The sequence below is a fragment of the Modestobacter altitudinis genome (genome assembly GCF_005930475.1).
GTDB classification, from domain to species: domain Bacteria; phylum Actinomycetota; class Actinomycetes; order Mycobacteriales; family Geodermatophilaceae; genus Modestobacter; species Modestobacter altitudinis.
Genome location: NZ_SJEW01000018.1, coordinates 16761 through 31933, shown reverse-complemented (window position 1 = coordinate 31933; position 15173 = coordinate 16761). Strand labels below are relative to the sequence as shown.

The following is a 15173-nucleotide window of genomic DNA, read 5'->3' as shown; positions in this document are numbered from 1 at the left end:
CCATGAGCAGGCAGATCACCCTGGAGCAGGCCGAGGCGATCATCGGCGCGTGCAAGACGGAGGCGGCGACAGTCGGGCAGCCGATGAACATCGCCGTGGTGGACGACGGCGGGAACCTGGTCGCGTTCGCGTCGATGGACGGCACCAAGCTCATCGGCGTCGACATCTCGCAGAAGAAGGCGCTGACCGCCGTCTACTTCCAGACCGACACCAAGGACCTCGCTGCACTCGTCCAACCGGGGCAGCCCCTGTTCGGCATCGAGTCCACCACCGGCGGACGGCTGGTCGTCTTCGGCGGCGGGGTCCTGCTGACCGGCGCCGACGGCACGATCGTCGGCGGGGTCGGGGTCAGCGCGGGCACGGTCGAGGAGGACCACCAGGTCGCCGACGCCGGACGCCGGGCCTACGCCCCCTGAACCGCCGACGGGGGTACCGGGTCCGGGCAGTGCCCGGACCCGGGACCGCGCGTGACCGGTGGGAACTCAGCACCCCCGCCAGTTCCGGGACCGCGCAGCACTCCCGCCCGGTCGGCGTTGTGCCGGAGTTGGTCGCCCGGCTTGGCACATGTCGCCGGTGACCTCTGCGGGGCTGTCTGCCGAGATGGAGAGCGTGACCTCCACCGCCACCGCATCACGCCACACGCACCGGGACCTCGACGACGACGACCTGGAGACCACGACCCAGATCTTCGTCGGCAAGCTGCGCGCCAGCGCCCGCCGCTTCGCCGCCGCCGCCGGTGCCGACTCGGCGATCGTGCGGGAGGCGGTCCCGCCGGCCCGGCACCGGCGCGCCCGCTGCCGCGTCGTGCTGCTCTACCCCGCCGGTCAGGAGTCCGACGTGACCTTCCTGGGCCCGGCCAGCACCACCGCCGGCAAGGAGATCACCATGTCGCAGTTCGACACCGCCATCGAACAGTGGCTGACCGCCGGCCAGGAGCGCAGCCGCCGGTGGCTCGTGCCGGACGAGGAATCCGCCGGTGGCGTGGCCGTCGACGTCACCGCCTGGCTCGCCCAGCTGGGCGCCTGACCACCCCCGCTGCAGACCACCCGCCGCTCACCGGCGTTCCGAGAGGACCGGTGAGCGGCGGGCGCTGTGACCGACCGCGGTCGGGCGGCCTGGCACCAGTCACCCCACCGGGGTGAGGACGGAGACCACGCAGCACCAGCGGATCAGCCGATGCGACAGCTGTCGCATCGGCTGATCTGTTGCCGGGGGTCTGGCCGGAGGCGTCCGGCCGACGTCAGGGCAGGTCCTCGCCGTGGTGCAGGTGCTCCGGGAGCAGTCGGCCACGGCTGATCGGCCGCGCCCAGCCCTCCCCCACCTCCGGGCTCGCCGCGACGTCGTCGGGCACCTCGGCCGCCCTGGCCTTGCGCGCGGCCGAGCGGGCAGCGGTCCAGACCGGTGGCTCGACGCCGGACCCGTCCGGGGCACCGTCCCGCGACCCCGCGCCCAGCGAGCCGGCCCGTTCGGGCTCTGTCTCGACGGGCTCGGTCTCGACGGACTCGGCCTCGGCGGCGGCGTCCTCGGCGGCGCCGTCGGCGTCGAGCGCCTCACGGACCACGTAGCCGGCCAGCCCGCCGCCGTAGCCCTTGCGGGCCAGCATGCCCATCAGTCGGCGCTCGGCGGTGACCCGGTCCAGCCGGCGCATGGACGGGACCTTCCGCTCCACCAGCCGGCGCGCGGAGTCCCACTCGTCCTGCGGGTCGACCTCGGCGACGGCGGCCGCGGCCACCTCACCGTCGACGCCCTTGGCACGGAGCTCGGAGGCCAGGGCCCGCCTGGCCAGGCCGCGGCCGGACTGCCGGGAGGTGACCCAGGCGGCGGCGAACGCGGCGTCGTCGATCAGCCCGACCTCGGTGAACCGGTCGAGCACGGCGTTGGCCGCCTCGACCGGGACGTCCTTCTTGGCCAGCAGCTCGGCCAGCTGCTTGCGGGTCTTGGCCGTGCCGGTGAGCGCACGCAGGCAGATGCCCTTGGCGACGGTCTCCGGGTCCTCCATCTCCGCCGGCGCCGCCTCGGGGTCGGCGGACCGCGAACTCCACTGGGGGCTGCTGGACCGGCCGCCGCGGCGACGCCCCGCGCCGTCGCCGACGTCCCCTGCGCCGCCACGTGAGCCGCCACGGGCACCGCCCCGGCGTCCGCGGCTGCCGGACCGACGACCTTCGTCGTCGGCCGGCGCCGCTCCCTCGTCGGAGCTTCCGCCCGAGCCGCCGTTGAACAGCGTGTCGGACATCGGCGAGATCAGAAGTCGGCCGGCTCGGCAGCCACGTCGGCCGCGTCGACCTTGGCGACGCCGATGCCCAGCTTCTCCTTGATCTTCTTCTCGATCTCGTCGGCGAGGTCGGGGTTGTCCCGCAGGAAGGTGCGGGCGTTCTCCTTGCCCTGGCCGAGCTGGTCGCCGTCGTAGGTGTACCAGGCACCGGACTTGCGGACGAAGCCCTGCTCCACCCCGATGTCGATGAGACCACCCTCACGGCTGAAGCCGGTACCCCAGATGAGGTCGAGCTCGGCCTGCTTGAAGGGGGCGGCGACCTTGTTCTTGACGACCTTGATCCGCACCCGGCTGCCGACCGCGTCGGTGCCCTGCTTGAGGGTCTCGATGCGTCGCACGTCGAGCCGGACGGAGGAGTAGAACTTCAGCGCCCGGCCACCGGTGGTGACCTCCGGGGAGCCGTAGACGACGCCGACCTTCTCGCGCAGCTGGTTGATGAAGATGCAGGTCGTACCGGAGTTGCTCAGCGCACCGGTGATCTTGCGCAGCGCCTGGCTCATCAGCCGGGCCTGCAGACCGACGTGGCTGTCACCCATCTCGCCCTCGATCTCGGCGCGGGGCACCAGTGCAGCCACCGAGTCGATGACGATCAGGTCGAGGGCGCCGGAGCGGATCAGCATGTCCGCGATCTCCAGCGCCTGCTCACCGGTGTCGGGCTGGCTGATCAGCAGCGCGTCGGTGTCGACGCCGATCGCCCGGGCGTAGTCGGGGTCGAGTGCGTGCTCGGCGTCGATGAAGGCGACGATGCCGCCGGCGGCCTGGGCGTTGGCCACCGCGTGCAGGGCGACCGTCGTCTTGCCGGATGCCTCGGGGCCGTACACCTCGACCACCCGGCCACGCGGCAGGCCGCCGACGCCGAGAGCGATGTCGAGGGCGATCGAGCCCGTCGGGATCACCTTCATCGCGACCTCGGGCGAGTCGCCCAGGCGCATGACGGAGCCCTTGCCGAACTGCTTGTCGATCTGGGCGAGGGCCATGTCGAGGGCCTTGTCGCGGTCGAGCGTTGCCATGATGGCCACCTTCGGATGTCGCTGTAGCGGGTCGTCGACGACGCTAGGACGGGGGTCTGACAGTTTCGGCGGACCGGGCACATCTGTGGACGCGGACCGGACCTGTGGACACCGTAGGCCGAACACCTGTTCGACTCCAGCGACACGCCGGGGCGGCCGCGCGGCGCCTCAGCGGGGTGGGCGCACCTGGTCCGCAGCGGCCTGCGCCGCGCGCACGGCGGGCATCCGCCCCTCGACGAAGTCGATGAGACCGAGCAGGTGGGGCACCAGCTCGGCGCCGGCCCCGGTGAGCCGGTACTCCACGTGCGGCGGGATGGTCGAGTGGACCTCGCGGTGCACCCAGCCGTCTCGTTCGAGGGTCTGCAGGCCCTGCGCCAGCATCTTCTCGCTGACGCCCTCGATCCGCCGGCGCAGCTCACCGAACCGGTGCGGGCTCTCGGCCAGGGCGGAGAGGGCGAGCAGCGACCACTTCCCGGTCACGTGCTCCAGCGCCTCGCGGGAGGTGCAGCCGCGGCTGAACACGTCGGCCACCAGCTCCTCGACCGTCTGCTCGGCCATCCCCACCGCCTCCTCCCGTCGTCCCGGCCGAGTGTACCGTCCAGGACAGCCGTACTAACCAATGGTTAGTGCCATACGGACAGAGAGCACTCGGAGGAGTCCCCATGATCGCCGTCACCGGAGCCACCGGCCACCTCGGCCGCCTCGTCGTCACCGGCCTGCTGGACGCCGGTGTCCCGGCCACCGACGTCGTCGCCGTCGTCCGCACGCCGGACAAGGCCGCCGACCTCGCCGGACGCGGCGTGCAGGTCCGCCCGGCCGACTACGCCGACGCGGCGGCCCTGGAGGCCGCGCTGACCGGCGTGGACCGGCTGCTGCTGGTCTCCGGCAGCGAGGTCGGCCAGCGCGTGCCCCAGCACGCCAACGTGCTGCAGGCGGCGAAGGCCGACGGCGTCTCGCTGGTCGTCTACACCAGCGCGCCCAAGGCCGACGACACCCCGCTGCCGCTCGCCCCCGAGCACATCGCCACCGAGCGGCTGATCGCCGACTTCGGCATCCCGGCCGTGGTCCTGCGCAACAACTGGTACCTGGAGAACTACGACACGCAGATCGAGCAGGCCGCCCGGACCGGCGAGCTGTCCAGCAGCTCGGGCGGCGGCCGGATCGCCGCCGCCACCCGGGCCGACCTCGCCGCAGCCGCCGTCGCCGTCCTCACCGCCGAGCAGCCGACCCCGGGCGTGGTCGAGCTCGGCGGCGACCAGGCGTTCACGATCGCCGAGCTCGCCGAGACGGTCGCCGCCGAGACCGGCCGCCCGGTGACCCACCGCGACCTCACGGCCGCGGAGCACCGCCAGGCCCTGCTCGGCGCCGGTCTCCCCGAGGGGACGGCGGAGTTCGTCGTCGGGCTGGACCAGGCGATCGCCCAGGGCGCGCTGGACACCGGCAGCCGGGCGCTGTCGGAGCTGACCGGCCGCCCGACCACGACGCTCGCCGAGTACGTGCACACCGTCCTCGGCCGCTGACGCGTCGTCCCGCCGGAGTGCCTCAGCGGTCCTTCGGCGGGATGTCGTACTCCTTGCAGATCTCCAGCCACACGGTGCGGATCGGCACGCCGGCGTCGATCGCCTCCACCGCCGTCCGCCCGTCGAGGGTGCTGAACACGTGGTCACCGGCCACGGTCCGCGCCCTCATCGAGCCGAAGTGCTGCTCCATCCGGGACCAGAACTCCTGCAGGCGCACGGCCACGACCGTACCGAGTGCGCATCCGCCTCGCCGCGGCCGTCCGGTCCTACGCTGCCAGCATGGGCCTGAGCACCGGATCGCCGACCTGGGACGCGGTCCTGCAGATCGGGATCGCCGGGGTCCTGCTGGTCACCCTGGTGCTGCTCGTGCGCGACTACCGCAACCGGCGCTGACCCGCGGGCGTGAGCCGCGCCACGGTCCACACCACCGCCAGCGGGACGACCAGCACCGCGGAGACCACGGCGACCAGGTCGAAGCCGCCCACGGCCAGCAGCGGTCCGCCGATGGCGCCGGCCAGCGCCGCGCCCAGCCCCATGAGCAGGTCGGTGGCGCCCTGGGCGGTCGGCCGCAGCTCCGCGGACACCGACTCGGTCACCATGGTGGAGCCCGCGACCAGCCCGCAGGACCAGCCCAGCCCGAGCAGGAACAGGCCGACGCCCAGCTGGACCGCCGCACCGGGTGGCGCGGTGCCGGCGACCACGGCGGCGAGCAGGAGCAGCACCCCGCCCAGCGCCACCGTCGCGGCGCGCCCGGCCCGGTCGGCGAGCCAGCCGACAACCGGGGAGAACAGGTACATCCCGGCCACGTGGACGCTGATCACCAGGCCGATGACCCGGAGCGTCGCCCCCTCGGCCCCCGTGTGCCCGGCGCCCATGTGCACCGGTGTCATGACCATCAGCCCGATCATCACCGCGTGCGAGACGACGACGGCGGTGAGCCCGAGCCGGCCGCCGGGCACGACCCAGACGGCACGCAGTGCCGCGGCGGCCCCGGTGCGCGGCGGCGGCCCGGCCGGGTCGGCGCCGACGGCCAGCCGGCGGGCCAGCAGCAGGGGGTCCGGGCGGAGCAGCAGCAGCACGCCCAGGACGACGAACGCGAACGCCGCGATCGACAGCACGAACGCCCCGCCGAGGTCCGGCAGGCCGAGAGCCGCGCCGAGGTCGTTGCCCGGCTCGGCGAGGTTCGGGCCGAGCACCGAGCCGATCGTCGTCGCCCAGACCACCAGCGACAGCGCCCGGCCGCGGTGCTCGGGCTCGGCGAGGTCCGCCGCGGCGTAGCGGGCCTGCAGGCCGCTGCTGGTGGACGCCCCGAACAGGAACAGCCCGCCGAGCAGCAGCGGCAGCGAGGACAGCGCGGCGGCGCCGACGACGACGACCGCGCCCACGACGGCGACGCCGTAGCCGCTGGCCAGGCCCACCCGCCGTCCCCGCCGGTCGCTGATCCGGGCCAGCGGGACGGCGAGCAGCGCGGCACCGAGCACGCTGGCGGTCTGCCCCAGGCCCGCGGCCGCGTCACTGCCGGCGACGTCGCGCGCGAGCAGCCCGCCCACGGTGATCCCCACGGTCACCCCGAGGCCGCCCAGTGCCACCCCGGCCGAGAGGACCGCCACGGTGCGGCGCTGGACGGCTGCACGGTCGGCCGTCGTCGGCAGCGCTCCGGTCACCCGGGCAGTGTGCCGGACAGCACCGCCGGGCAGAGCGGTACGAGCGACAGGAGCAGGCACGGGGACGGGACGATCGCCGTCGACCAGGAGGGCGGGCCGGTCCAGACGCTGAAGGGCGCGGGGTTCGACCGGGTGCCGACCGCCCTGGGGCGGGGCCGGCAGGACCCGGCCGCGCTGCGCTCGGCGACCGCCGGCTGGGCCGGTCAGCTGCACGATGCGGAGATCACCATGGACCTGGGGCCCGTCGCCGACACCGTGCCGGCCGGCACCGAGGCCGACAACCCACCGATCGGCGCGTGCGACCGCCAGCTCGGCAGCGACCCGCAGGCGGTCGCGGCGTCGGTGACCACGGTGGTGGAGGCGCTGCAGGACGCCGGCGTCGTGGCCACCGCCGAGCACTTCCCCGGGCTGGGCCGGGTGCGCGTCAACACCGACACCGACCTGGAGGCCCCCGACCCCGAGACCAGCCCCGAGGACCGTGCCTGGCGCCGTTCGCCGCGGCCGTGGACGCCGGGGTCGGCGCGGTGATGGTCAGCTCGGCCAACTACCCCGGCTGGACCCCGACTCCCCGGCGCCGTTCTCCCCCGCCGTCCTGAGCTGCTCCGCGGGCAGCTGGGCTTCTCGGGCGTGGTGATGAGCGACGACGTCGGGGACGCCGAGGCGGTGTCCCAGACCCCGGTCGCCCAGCGGGCGGTGGAGTCGGTGGCCGCCGGGGTCGACGTCGTCCTGACCGTCAGCCCTGCCGACGCCGCCCCGATCTCGCCGGCCCTCGCCGACCGGGCGGGCGGCGACGAGGCGTTCGCCCGCCGGGTGACCGAGTCCGCCGGCCGGGTGCTGGCCCTCGGGGAGTGGTTCGGCCAGCTGACGTGCTGACAGCCGGGCCCCGCTGACCGGCGGGGCCCGGCAGGGCTCAGCGGACGGTGATCGAGCCGGTGAGCCGGAGGTCGTCCGAGGCGGCGCCGACCGACAGCGGTCGGGTGCCCGGCGCGCGCACCCACTGGTCGGTCGCGGCGTCCCAGACCGAGAGCAGGCGCTCGTCGACCTCCACGGTGACCCTTGCCTCCTCCCCCGGCTCCAGCGTCACCCGGTCGAACCCGGCGAGCTGGACTGTGGGGGTGTCCACCGCGCTGCCGCGGCCCAGGTAGACCTGCGGCACCTCGCTGCCGGCGACGTCCCCCGTGTTCTGGACGGTGAAGGACACCCGCAGGCCGTCGTGCCTGCGCCGCACCTCCAGGCCGGAGTAGTCGAACGACGTGTACGACAGCCCGTGCCCGAAGGCGAACAGCGGCTCGGTGCCGGTGGCCGCGTACCAGCGGTAGCCGACGTCGGTGCCCTCGGTGTAGGTCTGCACGTCCGGCACCGGGTCGGCGTCGGTGTCCAGCCCCGGGTAGTTGGCCGGGTCGCTCACCGGCGTCGCATCCTCGGCGGCCGGGTAGGTCTCCGGCAGCTTGCCGCCGGGGTCGGCCACCCCGGTGAGCAGGTCGACGGTGGCCTCGGCGCCCTCCTGGCCGGGGTACCACATCTGCAGCACGGCCCGGACGTCGTCCAGCCACGGCATCAGCACCGGGTCCCCGGTGTTCAGCACCACCACGGTGTGCGGGTTCGCCGCGGCCACCGCGGCGATGACCTCGTCCTGGAAGCCGGGCAGCCCCAGCGAGGGCCGGTCCTCGCCCTCGGTGCCCTCGTTGTAGGCGAAGACGACGGCCGTGCGGGCGGCCGCGGCGGCCGCGGCGGCCTCCGCGATGCGCTGGGCCCGCAGCTCGGGCGTGGTCCAGGCCAGCCGCAGGGCGAGCGGCTGCTCCACCGTGGGCTGGCAGGCGGCCACCGGCCCGGCCTGGGCGCTGTCGCAGCTGAGCGTCAGCGTCACCTGCTGGCCCGCGGCCAGGTCGACGGTGTACGTGTCGTTGGTCCGGCCGTCGGCGGTGGGGATCAGGCTGCCGCCGGCGGCACCGAACCGGCGCTGGGTGGACGCCTCGCCGTCGGTGCCGGGCACGCCCTCGACGTCCATCCGGACGCCGGGCCCGGTGGTCTGGACGTGGAAGGAGTACGCACCCGCGGTGGGCGCGGTGACCGTGACGGTCTGGGTGACCGGCGCGGTGTAGGTGGCGTCGACCGGAGCACCGGTGCTCAGCGCCGAGCCCGGGACGAGCACGCCCTCCAGGTCCTCACCGGTGGCCCAGCGGACGTCGGCGCCCCGGGCCCGCAGCACCTCCACGGTGCTGTCGACCGCACCGGTGTCGGGGGTGACCCGGGCACTACCGCCGCCACCGATGAGCGGGGTCTGCGCCGTCGGGCCGACCAGGGCGACGCCTTCGAGGTCGTCCTCGCCGAGCGGCAGTGTCCCGTCGTTCTGCAGCAGGACCGCTCCGTCGGTGGCCACCTGCCGGGCGACCGCCGCGTTGGCCTCGGTGGCCCGCGCCGGCTGCTCGCCGCTGTCGTCGAGCAGGCCGACCTCCGCCATCGCGGTGAGCACGCCGGTCACCGCGCGGTCCAGCGCCGCGGCCACCGACGGGGTCAGGTCAGCGGTGTCGACGACGCCGTCACCGTTGGCGTCCCGGTTCAGGTCGGTGAACGCCGCCGTCGGGCGAGGCATCTCGACGTCGAGCCCGGCCTCCAACGCGCCTGCGCCGTGGAAGGCGCCCCAGTCGGTCATGACGAAGCCGTCGAAGCCCCAGTCCTCGCGGAGCACCTCGGTCAGCAGCTCGGCGTTCTCGCACGCCTGCACCGAGTCGACCTGGTTGTAGGAGCACATCACCGCACCGATGCCGGCCTGCACCACCGCCTCGAACCCGGCGAACTCGGTCTCGTGCAGGGTCTTGTCGTCGACGTGCACGTCGATGCCCTGCCGGCCGAGCTCCTGGTTGTTCGCCGCGAAGTGCTTCGCGGTGGCGATGACGCCGTGGTCCTGGATCCCCGACACCTGCGGCGCGGCGAGCTCCGCGGTCACCAGCGGGTCCTCGCTGAGGGTCTCGAAGTTGCGCCCGGCGTAGGGCGTGCGGACCAGGTTCATCATCGGGCCGAGGAGCACCTCCATGCCCAGCGCGTCAGCCTCCTGCCCGAGCACCCCGCCGTAGGCACCGGCCGCGTCCGGGTCGAAGGTGGCGCCCAGCGCGATCGGCGCCGGGAGCGCGGTGGCCGGCTCGGCGGCCCGGACGCCGGAGGGCCCGTCGGCCATGTCCAGGCCGGGCACGCCGAGACGGGGGACACCGGGGAGGGCACCGGCCGCGCCGTTGGCCCCCGTGGTGCCGCCGAGCATGCCGAACTTCTCCGGCACCGTCATCCGGGCGACCAGCCCGGCGATCCGCTGCCGGTCCACGCCGTGCTGTCCGGGTCCCTGACCAGGGCTGCCGTGCGCGGGATCGGCCAGCGCGGGCGCGGCCCCGCCGGCGACGACCACGGCCGTGGCAGCGATGGCGACGCCGGCGCGCAGGCGTCGTCGGGTGCGGTGCGGTGTCATGGGGCGATCCCCTCGGTGCGCCGGGACGGACTCCTGTGTCCCCCGGGTCGCCGTCCATCCTGAGAGTCGGCTGAGCGACCCACCAACCGGCTCCCACTGGACGGGACCGCTGCCCTCAGAGGCCCATCGAGCGGCCGACGATCTCCTTCATGATCTCGTTGGTGCCGCCGTAGATCGACTGCACCCGCGCGTCCCGCCAGGCCTTGGACACCCGGTACTCGCTCATGTAGCCGTAGCCGCCGTGCAGCTGCAGGCACCGGTCGGCGACCTTGTTCTGCAGCTCCGTCGTCCACCACTTGGCCATGGCGGCATCGGTGGCGCTCAGGTCGCCGGAGTCCAGCTGACGGACGCACTCGTCGACGAAGGTGCGGGCGATGGTCACCTCGGTCTGCAGCTCGGCCAGCACGAAGCGGGAGTGCTGGAAGGAGCCGACCGGGCGGCCGAACGCCGTCCGGGTCGTCACGTACTCGACGGTGAGCGCCAGCACGGTCTCCGCGGAGGCGACGGCGGAGACGGCGATGTGCAACCGCTCCTGCGGCAGGTTCTGCATCAGGTGGGAGAAGCCCTGGTCCTGGACGCCGAGGAGGTTGGCGTCGGGCACCCGGACGTCGTCGAAGAACAGCTCGGCGGTGTCCTGCGCCTTGAGCCCGACCTTGTCCAGGTTGCGACCGCGGCTGAAGCCGGCCATGCCGCGCTCGACCACCAGCAGGCTCAGACCGCGGGACGCCGGGACGTCGGCCGCCGTCCGGGCCACCACGATCACCAGGTCGGCGTTGATGCCGTTGGTGATGAAGGTCTTCGAGCCGTTGAGCACCCAGCCGTCGCCGTCCCGGCGGGCGGTGGTCTGGATGCCCTGCAGGTCGCTGCCCGCCGCCGGCTCGGTCATCGCGATCGCGGTGATCAGCTCGCCCGAGCAGAACCGGGGCAGCCACCGCTCCTTCTGCTCCTCGGTGGCCAGGTCGCGCAGGTACGGGCCGACGACGTCGTCGTGCAGCCCGAAGCCGACCCCGCTGGCGCCGATCCGGGTCAGCTCCTCGCTGAGCACGCAGGACCAGCGGAAGTCGCGGACCCCGCCGCCGCCGAACCGCTCCTCCATGCCGATGCCGAGCAGGCCCTGCTCACCGGCGGCCGTCCACAGCTCGCGGGGCACGATCCCGGCCCGCTCCCAGTCGTCGTGGAACGGTGCCACGTGCTCCTCCAGGAACGCGCGCACGCTCTTCCGGAAGTCCTCGTGCTCGGTCTCGTAGAGCGAGTGACGCATGCCACCAGTGTGGCCGACGCCGTCCCGCGGGCGTGGGACACGTGCTGCGAGGATCCCCCGGTGACGACGGACCCCCACCCCGTGCTCCCCGACGACCTGGGCCGGTTCGCCGACATCGGGGAGGTCGTGCTGTCGCGGGACGGCGCGCGGGTCGCCGTGGCCGTGTCGCAGCCCGACGTCGCGGCGAACCGGTACCGCCGCGACGTGCTCGCGGGCCCGGTGGACGGCACCGCACCGCTGGACCCGGTCGACGCCGACGGCCCGGTGCGGCTGCCGCGGTGGTCACCGGCCGACGACCGACTGGCCGTCGTGGTGGACCGGCCGGAGGGCTGCGAGGTGCGCCTCCTCGCGCCGGACGGGGCGGTCAGCACCGCGGTCGCCGGGTGGCCGGACCCGGTCGAGGAGCTCGCCTGGTCCCCCGACGGACGGCGCCTGCTCATCGTCGTCCGGGAGCCGGTCGACCGGGAGTACTACGACCTCCCCGCGGACCGCCGCCCGCCGCGGCGGCTGACCACGCTGGGCTACCGGGAGGACGGCGTCGGCTGGACGGTGGACCGGCCACGGCAGGCGTACCTCGTCGACGCCGGAGGCACCGCGGCACCCACGCGGCTGTCCACCGGCGGCTTCGACGACGCCGAGTTCGCCTGGCACCCCGACGGGCGGTCGGTGTACTTCGTCGGCAAGCGGCACCCGGGCGCGGACCGCAGCATCGTCAACGACGTCTTCGTCCAGCCGCTGGACGGGGAGCCGCGCCGGCTCACCGGCACCGACCTCCTGCACGCCTCCCCCGTGCCCTCGCCGGACGGCTCGCTGATCGCGCTGACGGTCACCGACATCGCCGGCTTCCCCGCGGCGGCGCACCTGGCGGTGCTCGACCCGGCCACCGGCGCGCTGACCGACCTCGCGGCCGACCTGGACCGCGACTGCTCCTCGATCTCGTGGACCGACGGGACGACCGTCGCGGCCGTGGTCGAGGACGCCGGCGCGATCGGGGTCCGCGCCTTCTCCGCCACCGAGCCCGGGTCGCACCGCGTGCTGGTCGGCGGGGAGCGGCGGGTCACCGCGTTCGACGTCCGCGGCGGGCGGACCGCCGTCGTCACCTCCGGGCCGGTGGACCCGCCCCTGCTGGCGGTGGTCGCGGCGGACGGCACCGAGCAGGTGCGGCACGCTCCGAGCGCGGCGGTCCGACGAGACCTGGTCGCGCCCCGGCACGCGGACGTGCCGGTCGCCCCCGGCGTCACGGTGGACTCGTGGCTCGTGCGGCCCGAGGGCGCCGGACCGCACCCGCTGGTGGTGTGGCTGCAGGGCGGCGGCACCCAGTACGGCTGGCAGTTCTCCCACGAGTTGCAGGTGCTGGTCGCCGCCGGGTTCGCGGTGCTCTACCTGAACCCGCGCGGCTCCGCGGGCTACGGCACGGCGTGGATGCGCACGGTGGCCGGCCCGCACGCGGCGGTGCCCGGCAGCGGGTGGGGCGTCACCGACGTGGCCGACGTCGTGGCCGTGCTCCGCGCCACGCTGGACTCCTCCCCCGACCTCGACCCGGCCCGGGTCGGCGTCATGGGCGGCTCCTACGGCGGGCTGCTGACCGCCTCCCTGCTCGCGCAGACCGACCTGTTCCGGGCCGGCTGGGCCGAGCGCGGCCCGTACGACCTCTACAGCGACGCCGGCACCAAGGACGAGGCGCCGTGGTTCTTCCAGGCCTACCTGGGCGCCTCGCACCTGGACGACGCCGCCTCCTACTGGCAGGCCTCGCCGCTGCGGCTGGTGCGGCAGATCACCGCGCCGCTGGCGATCGTGCACTCCGAGGAGGACCGGCGCTGCTCGATCGGGCAGGCCGAGGAGCTGTTCATGGCGCTGACACTGCTCGACCGCGAGGTCGAGTTGATCCGGTTCCCGGGCGAGGGCCACGAGCTCACCCGCAGTGGCAGCCCGGTGCACCGCCTGCAGCGGCTGGAGATCCTGCTCGAGTGGTTCGGCCGCTGGCTCACGCCGTGAGGCGCGCGAGCTCCTCGATCCGGTCGAGGTCGCGGCGGTCGTCGAGGAGCTCCCAGCGCTGCAGCGCGAACGGCACGTTGCCCTCGCGCCACAGCCGGTCGTGGAAGGCGCGCAGCGAGAAGCCCGGCTGCCGGGAGGCGTCGGCGAGCAGACCGAGGACCTGGGTCTTGCCGACCTGGTAGGTCATCGCCTGCCCAGGCGTGGCGGCGAAGAAGGCGGCCTCCTCCAGCGCCGTCTCGCGGTCCATCGGCACCTCATCCTCGAGCAGGGCGGCCGCCGCGGGGATGTCGAGCCCACCGAGCGCCAGCTGCACGTCGACCACCACGCGCAGCGCCCGCAGCCGCATGAAGTTGCAGACGATCTCGCGGGTGGCGGGCGCGTCGTCGAACAGCCCCGAGGCGAGCACCATCTCCTCGTTGTAGAAGGCGATGCCCTCGTTGGCGCACGAGTCGTAGTAGTGCCGGCGGACCGCGCGCGGGTGCCGCCAGGACAGCGCCAGCTGCTGGTGGTGGGCGCCCTCGTGGATGATCCCGGCCCGCGGGTCGTGCGCGTTGGCGGCGTAGAAGTAGGGCAGGTCGGGCCCGGGCGGCGGGAAGAACGCCGACCCGTCCTCCTCCAGCCGGTCGGGCCCGGTGAGGTCGTCGGCCACGCCGCACCAGGCGATCGGGGCCAGGTACGCGGGCATCGGGTGGGTGCGGTAGTGCCGCAGGGTGTCCGGCTGGGTGAGCAGCCCGCGGTCCTCGTGGAACCTGCGGACGGCGAGCTCGGCGGCGGCCTGGGCATCGGCCTGCTCGGCACCGGTGGTGAACCGCGGCACCGGCCGGCCGCCCGGGGCGCTGCCGTTGCGGTTGCGCTCCAGCAGCTCGAGGACCGCGGCCCGCTCGGCCTCCCGGCGACCGATCTCGAGCAGCTCTGCCGGCGTGTGGGGCAGGACGGCGACCTCGCGGAGGAACCAGCCGAAGGCGTGCGGCCCCACCGGCTCCGCGCCCGCCATCCCCGGCAGCTGTTCGGCCAGGTGGTCGCGGAAGGCGGCCAGCGCCTGCGCGGCGTCGGCGCCCGCGACGGCCAGCGCGCGGTCGTCGTCGGGGCTCCAGCCGGCCGGGTGCAGGGCGCCCAGCGCCTCGACGGTCGCCGCGACGTCGTCCGCCACCGAGGTCAGGGCGGTGACCGCCAGGCCGGCGAACTCCCGCACCGCCTCGCCGGCGAGGTTCTCCCTGCCGACGTCGAGCAGCGCCGGGATGGCCGCCAGCACCCGGCGGACGTCGGCCAGCCGCGCCGCGTCGACCCCCAGCGGCGTCAGCAGGTCGAACACGCAGCCGAGGGTCTGGTCGACGTAGAACCCCGGGTCACGCTGCCAGCTGCGGAGCACGTCCAGCTCCCACCGCACCCGCGCCAGCGCCGAGCGCAGCAACCGGGCGTCGACCGCGGACGCCCGGTCCGCACCGACGTCGATCCGGGCCAGCCGGTCGGCGAACCCGTCGAGCTCCCGGCGGTACCGGGCGACGGCGCCGGCCGAGAAGTCCGGCAGCCAGCCGGCCGGCCGGCCGATCCGCGGGATGTCGTCGCGGGAGCGCGGCTGCTGGGCGGACCGCCACTCCCAGAACTGCTCGGCAAGGGTCTCGAGGTCAGTCATCCGACGGCCGGGTCAGCGTCACGGGCGTCATCCTGCCGTGTGCCCTGCCTCAACCCCAGCGGCGACCGACAGCCCGGTACTCGAACTCCGGCTTGATCTCGCGGTTGAAGAACCCGCCCTTGCTCTCGGCCCGCAGCAGCGAGAGCACCCGCTCGGGCGGCACCTCGAGGAAGTGGTAGACGCGACCGTCCCGGAAGGTGATCTCGAGGACCTGTTCCTCCTCGTCGTAACCGACCATGGCGATGTTCGACGACTCGACCCTCTGCCGCAGCATCGCTCCCTCCTCCGGGACGACGATGAACCACACCATTGTCATTCCCGCGGACCCGGATGGCGACATGTCGATGCCAGGACCAGCGCC

Annotated in this window: 15 protein-coding genes; 6 read left to right on the top strand and 9 right to left on the bottom strand. The window is 74.4% G+C overall.

Going from position 1 to position 15173, the window contains the following annotated elements:
• Positions 1 to 2: 2 nt before the first annotated feature.
• Both FHL79_RS09140 and FHL79_RS09135 read left to right on the top strand, forming a co-directional pair.
• The gene (locus FHL79_RS09140; protein WP_138758295.1) at positions 3 to 416 is read left to right on the top strand and encodes a GlcG/HbpS family heme-binding protein; all 414 of its coding nucleotides are present in this window, start codon (positions 3 to 5) and stop codon (positions 414 to 416) included.
• Between the two features lie 193 nt (positions 417 to 609).
• Positions 610 to 1026 carry a hypothetical protein gene (locus tag FHL79_RS09135; RefSeq protein ID WP_138758294.1) on the top strand — a complete coding sequence of 139 codons (417 nt, stop codon included), beginning with the start codon at positions 610 to 612 and terminating at the stop codon, positions 1024 to 1026.
• 214 nt (positions 1027 to 1240) lie between these two features.
• On the opposite strand, the gene FHL79_RS25490 is transcribed toward FHL79_RS09135, so the two are convergent.
• The 3 genes from FHL79_RS25490 to FHL79_RS09120 all read right to left on the bottom strand — a co-directional run bounded on the left by FHL79_RS25490 (position 1241) and on the right by FHL79_RS09120 (position 3840).
• The gene (locus FHL79_RS25490) at positions 1241 to 2233 is read right to left on the bottom strand and encodes a regulatory protein RecX (protein ID WP_246080550.1); all 993 of its coding nucleotides are present in this window, start codon (positions 2231 to 2233) and stop codon (positions 1241 to 1243) included.
• 8 nt (positions 2234 to 2241) lie between these two features.
• A complete protein-coding gene (gene recA, locus FHL79_RS09125) occupies positions 2242 to 3282 on the bottom strand; it encodes a recombinase RecA (RefSeq protein ID WP_138758293.1) in 1041 nt (346 codons plus the stop codon).
• 168 nt (positions 3283 to 3450) lie between these two features.
• Positions 3451 to 3840, bottom strand: coding sequence for a winged helix-turn-helix transcriptional regulator (locus FHL79_RS09120; protein ID WP_171058090.1), 390 nt, complete (start codon positions 3838 to 3840; stop codon positions 3451 to 3453).
• A gap of 104 nt (positions 3841 to 3944) precedes the next feature.
• On the opposite strand from FHL79_RS09120, the gene FHL79_RS09115 reads away from it, so the two are divergent.
• Positions 3945 to 4802, top strand: a complete 858-nt coding sequence (locus FHL79_RS09115) for an NAD(P)H-binding protein (RefSeq protein WP_138758291.1) — start codon at positions 3945 to 3947, stop codon at positions 4800 to 4802.
• 22 nt (positions 4803 to 4824) lie between these two features.
• Here the strand turns inward: FHL79_RS09115 and FHL79_RS09110 are convergent, their stop codons facing one another.
• Positions 4825 to 5019, bottom strand: coding sequence for a DUF3046 domain-containing protein (locus FHL79_RS09110; protein WP_138758290.1), 195 nt, complete (start codon positions 5017 to 5019; stop codon positions 4825 to 4827).
• A gap of 157 nt (positions 5020 to 5176) precedes the next feature.
• The gene (locus tag FHL79_RS09105; RefSeq protein WP_138758289.1) at positions 5177 to 6466 is read right to left on the bottom strand and encodes an MFS transporter; all 1290 of its coding nucleotides are present in this window, start codon (positions 6464 to 6466) and stop codon (positions 5177 to 5179) included.
• A gap of 9 nt (positions 6467 to 6475) precedes the next feature.
• Between FHL79_RS09105 and FHL79_RS25755 the strand changes: the two genes are divergently transcribed.
• Together FHL79_RS25755 and FHL79_RS09095 are read left to right on the top strand one after the other, a co-directional pair.
• The gene (locus FHL79_RS25755; protein ID WP_246080548.1) at positions 6476 to 6994 is read left to right on the top strand and encodes a glycoside hydrolase family 3 N-terminal domain-containing protein; all 519 of its coding nucleotides are present in this window, start codon (positions 6476 to 6478) and stop codon (positions 6992 to 6994) included.
• 69 nt (positions 6995 to 7063) lie between these two features.
• Entirely contained in the window at positions 7064 to 7339 is a 276-nt protein-coding gene (locus FHL79_RS09095; RefSeq protein ID WP_281283862.1) for a glycoside hydrolase family 3 N-terminal domain-containing protein, read from the top strand.
• A gap of 37 nt (positions 7340 to 7376) precedes the next feature.
• Here the strand turns inward: FHL79_RS09095 and FHL79_RS09090 are convergent, their stop codons facing one another.
• Positions 7377 to 9923 carry a glycoside hydrolase family 3 C-terminal domain-containing protein gene (locus FHL79_RS09090; protein WP_138758287.1) on the bottom strand — a complete coding sequence of 849 codons (2547 nt, stop codon included), beginning with the start codon at positions 9921 to 9923 and terminating at the stop codon, positions 7377 to 7379.
• 115 nt (positions 9924 to 10038) lie between these two features.
• On the bottom strand, positions 10039 to 11184 hold the full coding sequence (locus FHL79_RS09085; RefSeq protein WP_138758286.1) for an acyl-CoA dehydrogenase family protein: 1146 nt from the start codon (positions 11182 to 11184) through the stop codon (positions 10039 to 10041).
• 60 nt (positions 11185 to 11244) lie between these two features.
• Here FHL79_RS09085 and FHL79_RS09080 point away from each other — a divergent pair, with 60 nt between their 5' ends.
• Positions 11245 to 13179 (top strand): alpha/beta hydrolase family protein, encoded by a 1935-nt coding sequence (locus FHL79_RS09080; RefSeq protein WP_138758285.1) that lies wholly within the window; start codon positions 11245 to 11247, stop codon positions 13177 to 13179.
• Here the strand turns inward: FHL79_RS09080 and FHL79_RS09075 are convergent.
• Together FHL79_RS09075 and FHL79_RS09070 are read right to left on the bottom strand one after the other, a co-directional pair.
• Entirely contained in the window at positions 13169 to 14812 is a 1644-nt protein-coding gene (locus tag FHL79_RS09075) for a DUF885 family protein (RefSeq protein ID WP_138758284.1), read from the bottom strand. The genes FHL79_RS09080 and FHL79_RS09075 overlap by 11 nt on opposite strands.
• Positions 14813 to 14861: 49 nt before the next feature.
• Complete coding sequence (locus FHL79_RS09070) at positions 14862 to 15086, bottom strand: KTSC domain-containing protein (RefSeq protein ID WP_138758283.1); 225 nt, start codon at positions 15084 to 15086, stop codon at positions 14862 to 14864.
• Positions 15087 to 15173 lie beyond the last annotated feature (87 nt).

What these genes read in the sequence shown, in the direction of transcription:
- FHL79_RS25490 (WP_246080550.1), bottom strand. Translation starts at nt 2,233, where the DNA reads ATGTCCGACACGCTGTTCAACGGCGGCTCGGGCGGAAGCTCCGACGAG.
- FHL79_RS09120 (WP_171058090.1), bottom strand. Translation starts at nt 3,840, where the DNA reads ATGGCCGAGCAGACGGTCGAGGAGCTGGTGGCCGACGTGTTCAGCCGC.
- recA (WP_138758293.1), bottom strand. Translation starts at nt 3,282, where the DNA reads ATGGCAACGCTCGACCGCGACAAGGCCCTCGACATGGCCCTCGCCCAG.
- FHL79_RS09085 (WP_138758286.1), bottom strand. Translation starts at nt 11,184, where the DNA reads ATGCGTCACTCGCTCTACGAGACCGAGCACGAGGACTTCCGGAAGAGC.
- FHL79_RS09090 (WP_138758287.1), bottom strand. Translation starts at nt 9,923, where the DNA reads ATGACACCGCACCGCACCCGACGACGCCTGCGCGCCGGCGTCGCCATC.
- FHL79_RS09070 (WP_138758283.1), bottom strand. Translation starts at nt 15,086, where the DNA reads ATGCTGCGGCAGAGGGTCGAGTCGTCGAACATCGCCATGGTCGGTTAC.
- FHL79_RS09115 (WP_138758291.1), top strand. Translation starts at nt 3,945, where the DNA reads ATGATCGCCGTCACCGGAGCCACCGGCCACCTCGGCCGCCTCGTCGTC.
- FHL79_RS09075 (WP_138758284.1), bottom strand. Translation starts at nt 14,812, where the DNA reads ATGACTGACCTCGAGACCCTTGCCGAGCAGTTCTGGGAGTGGCGGTCC.
- FHL79_RS09140 (WP_138758295.1), top strand. Translation starts at nt 3, where the DNA reads ATGAGCAGGCAGATCACCCTGGAGCAGGCCGAGGCGATCATCGGCGCG.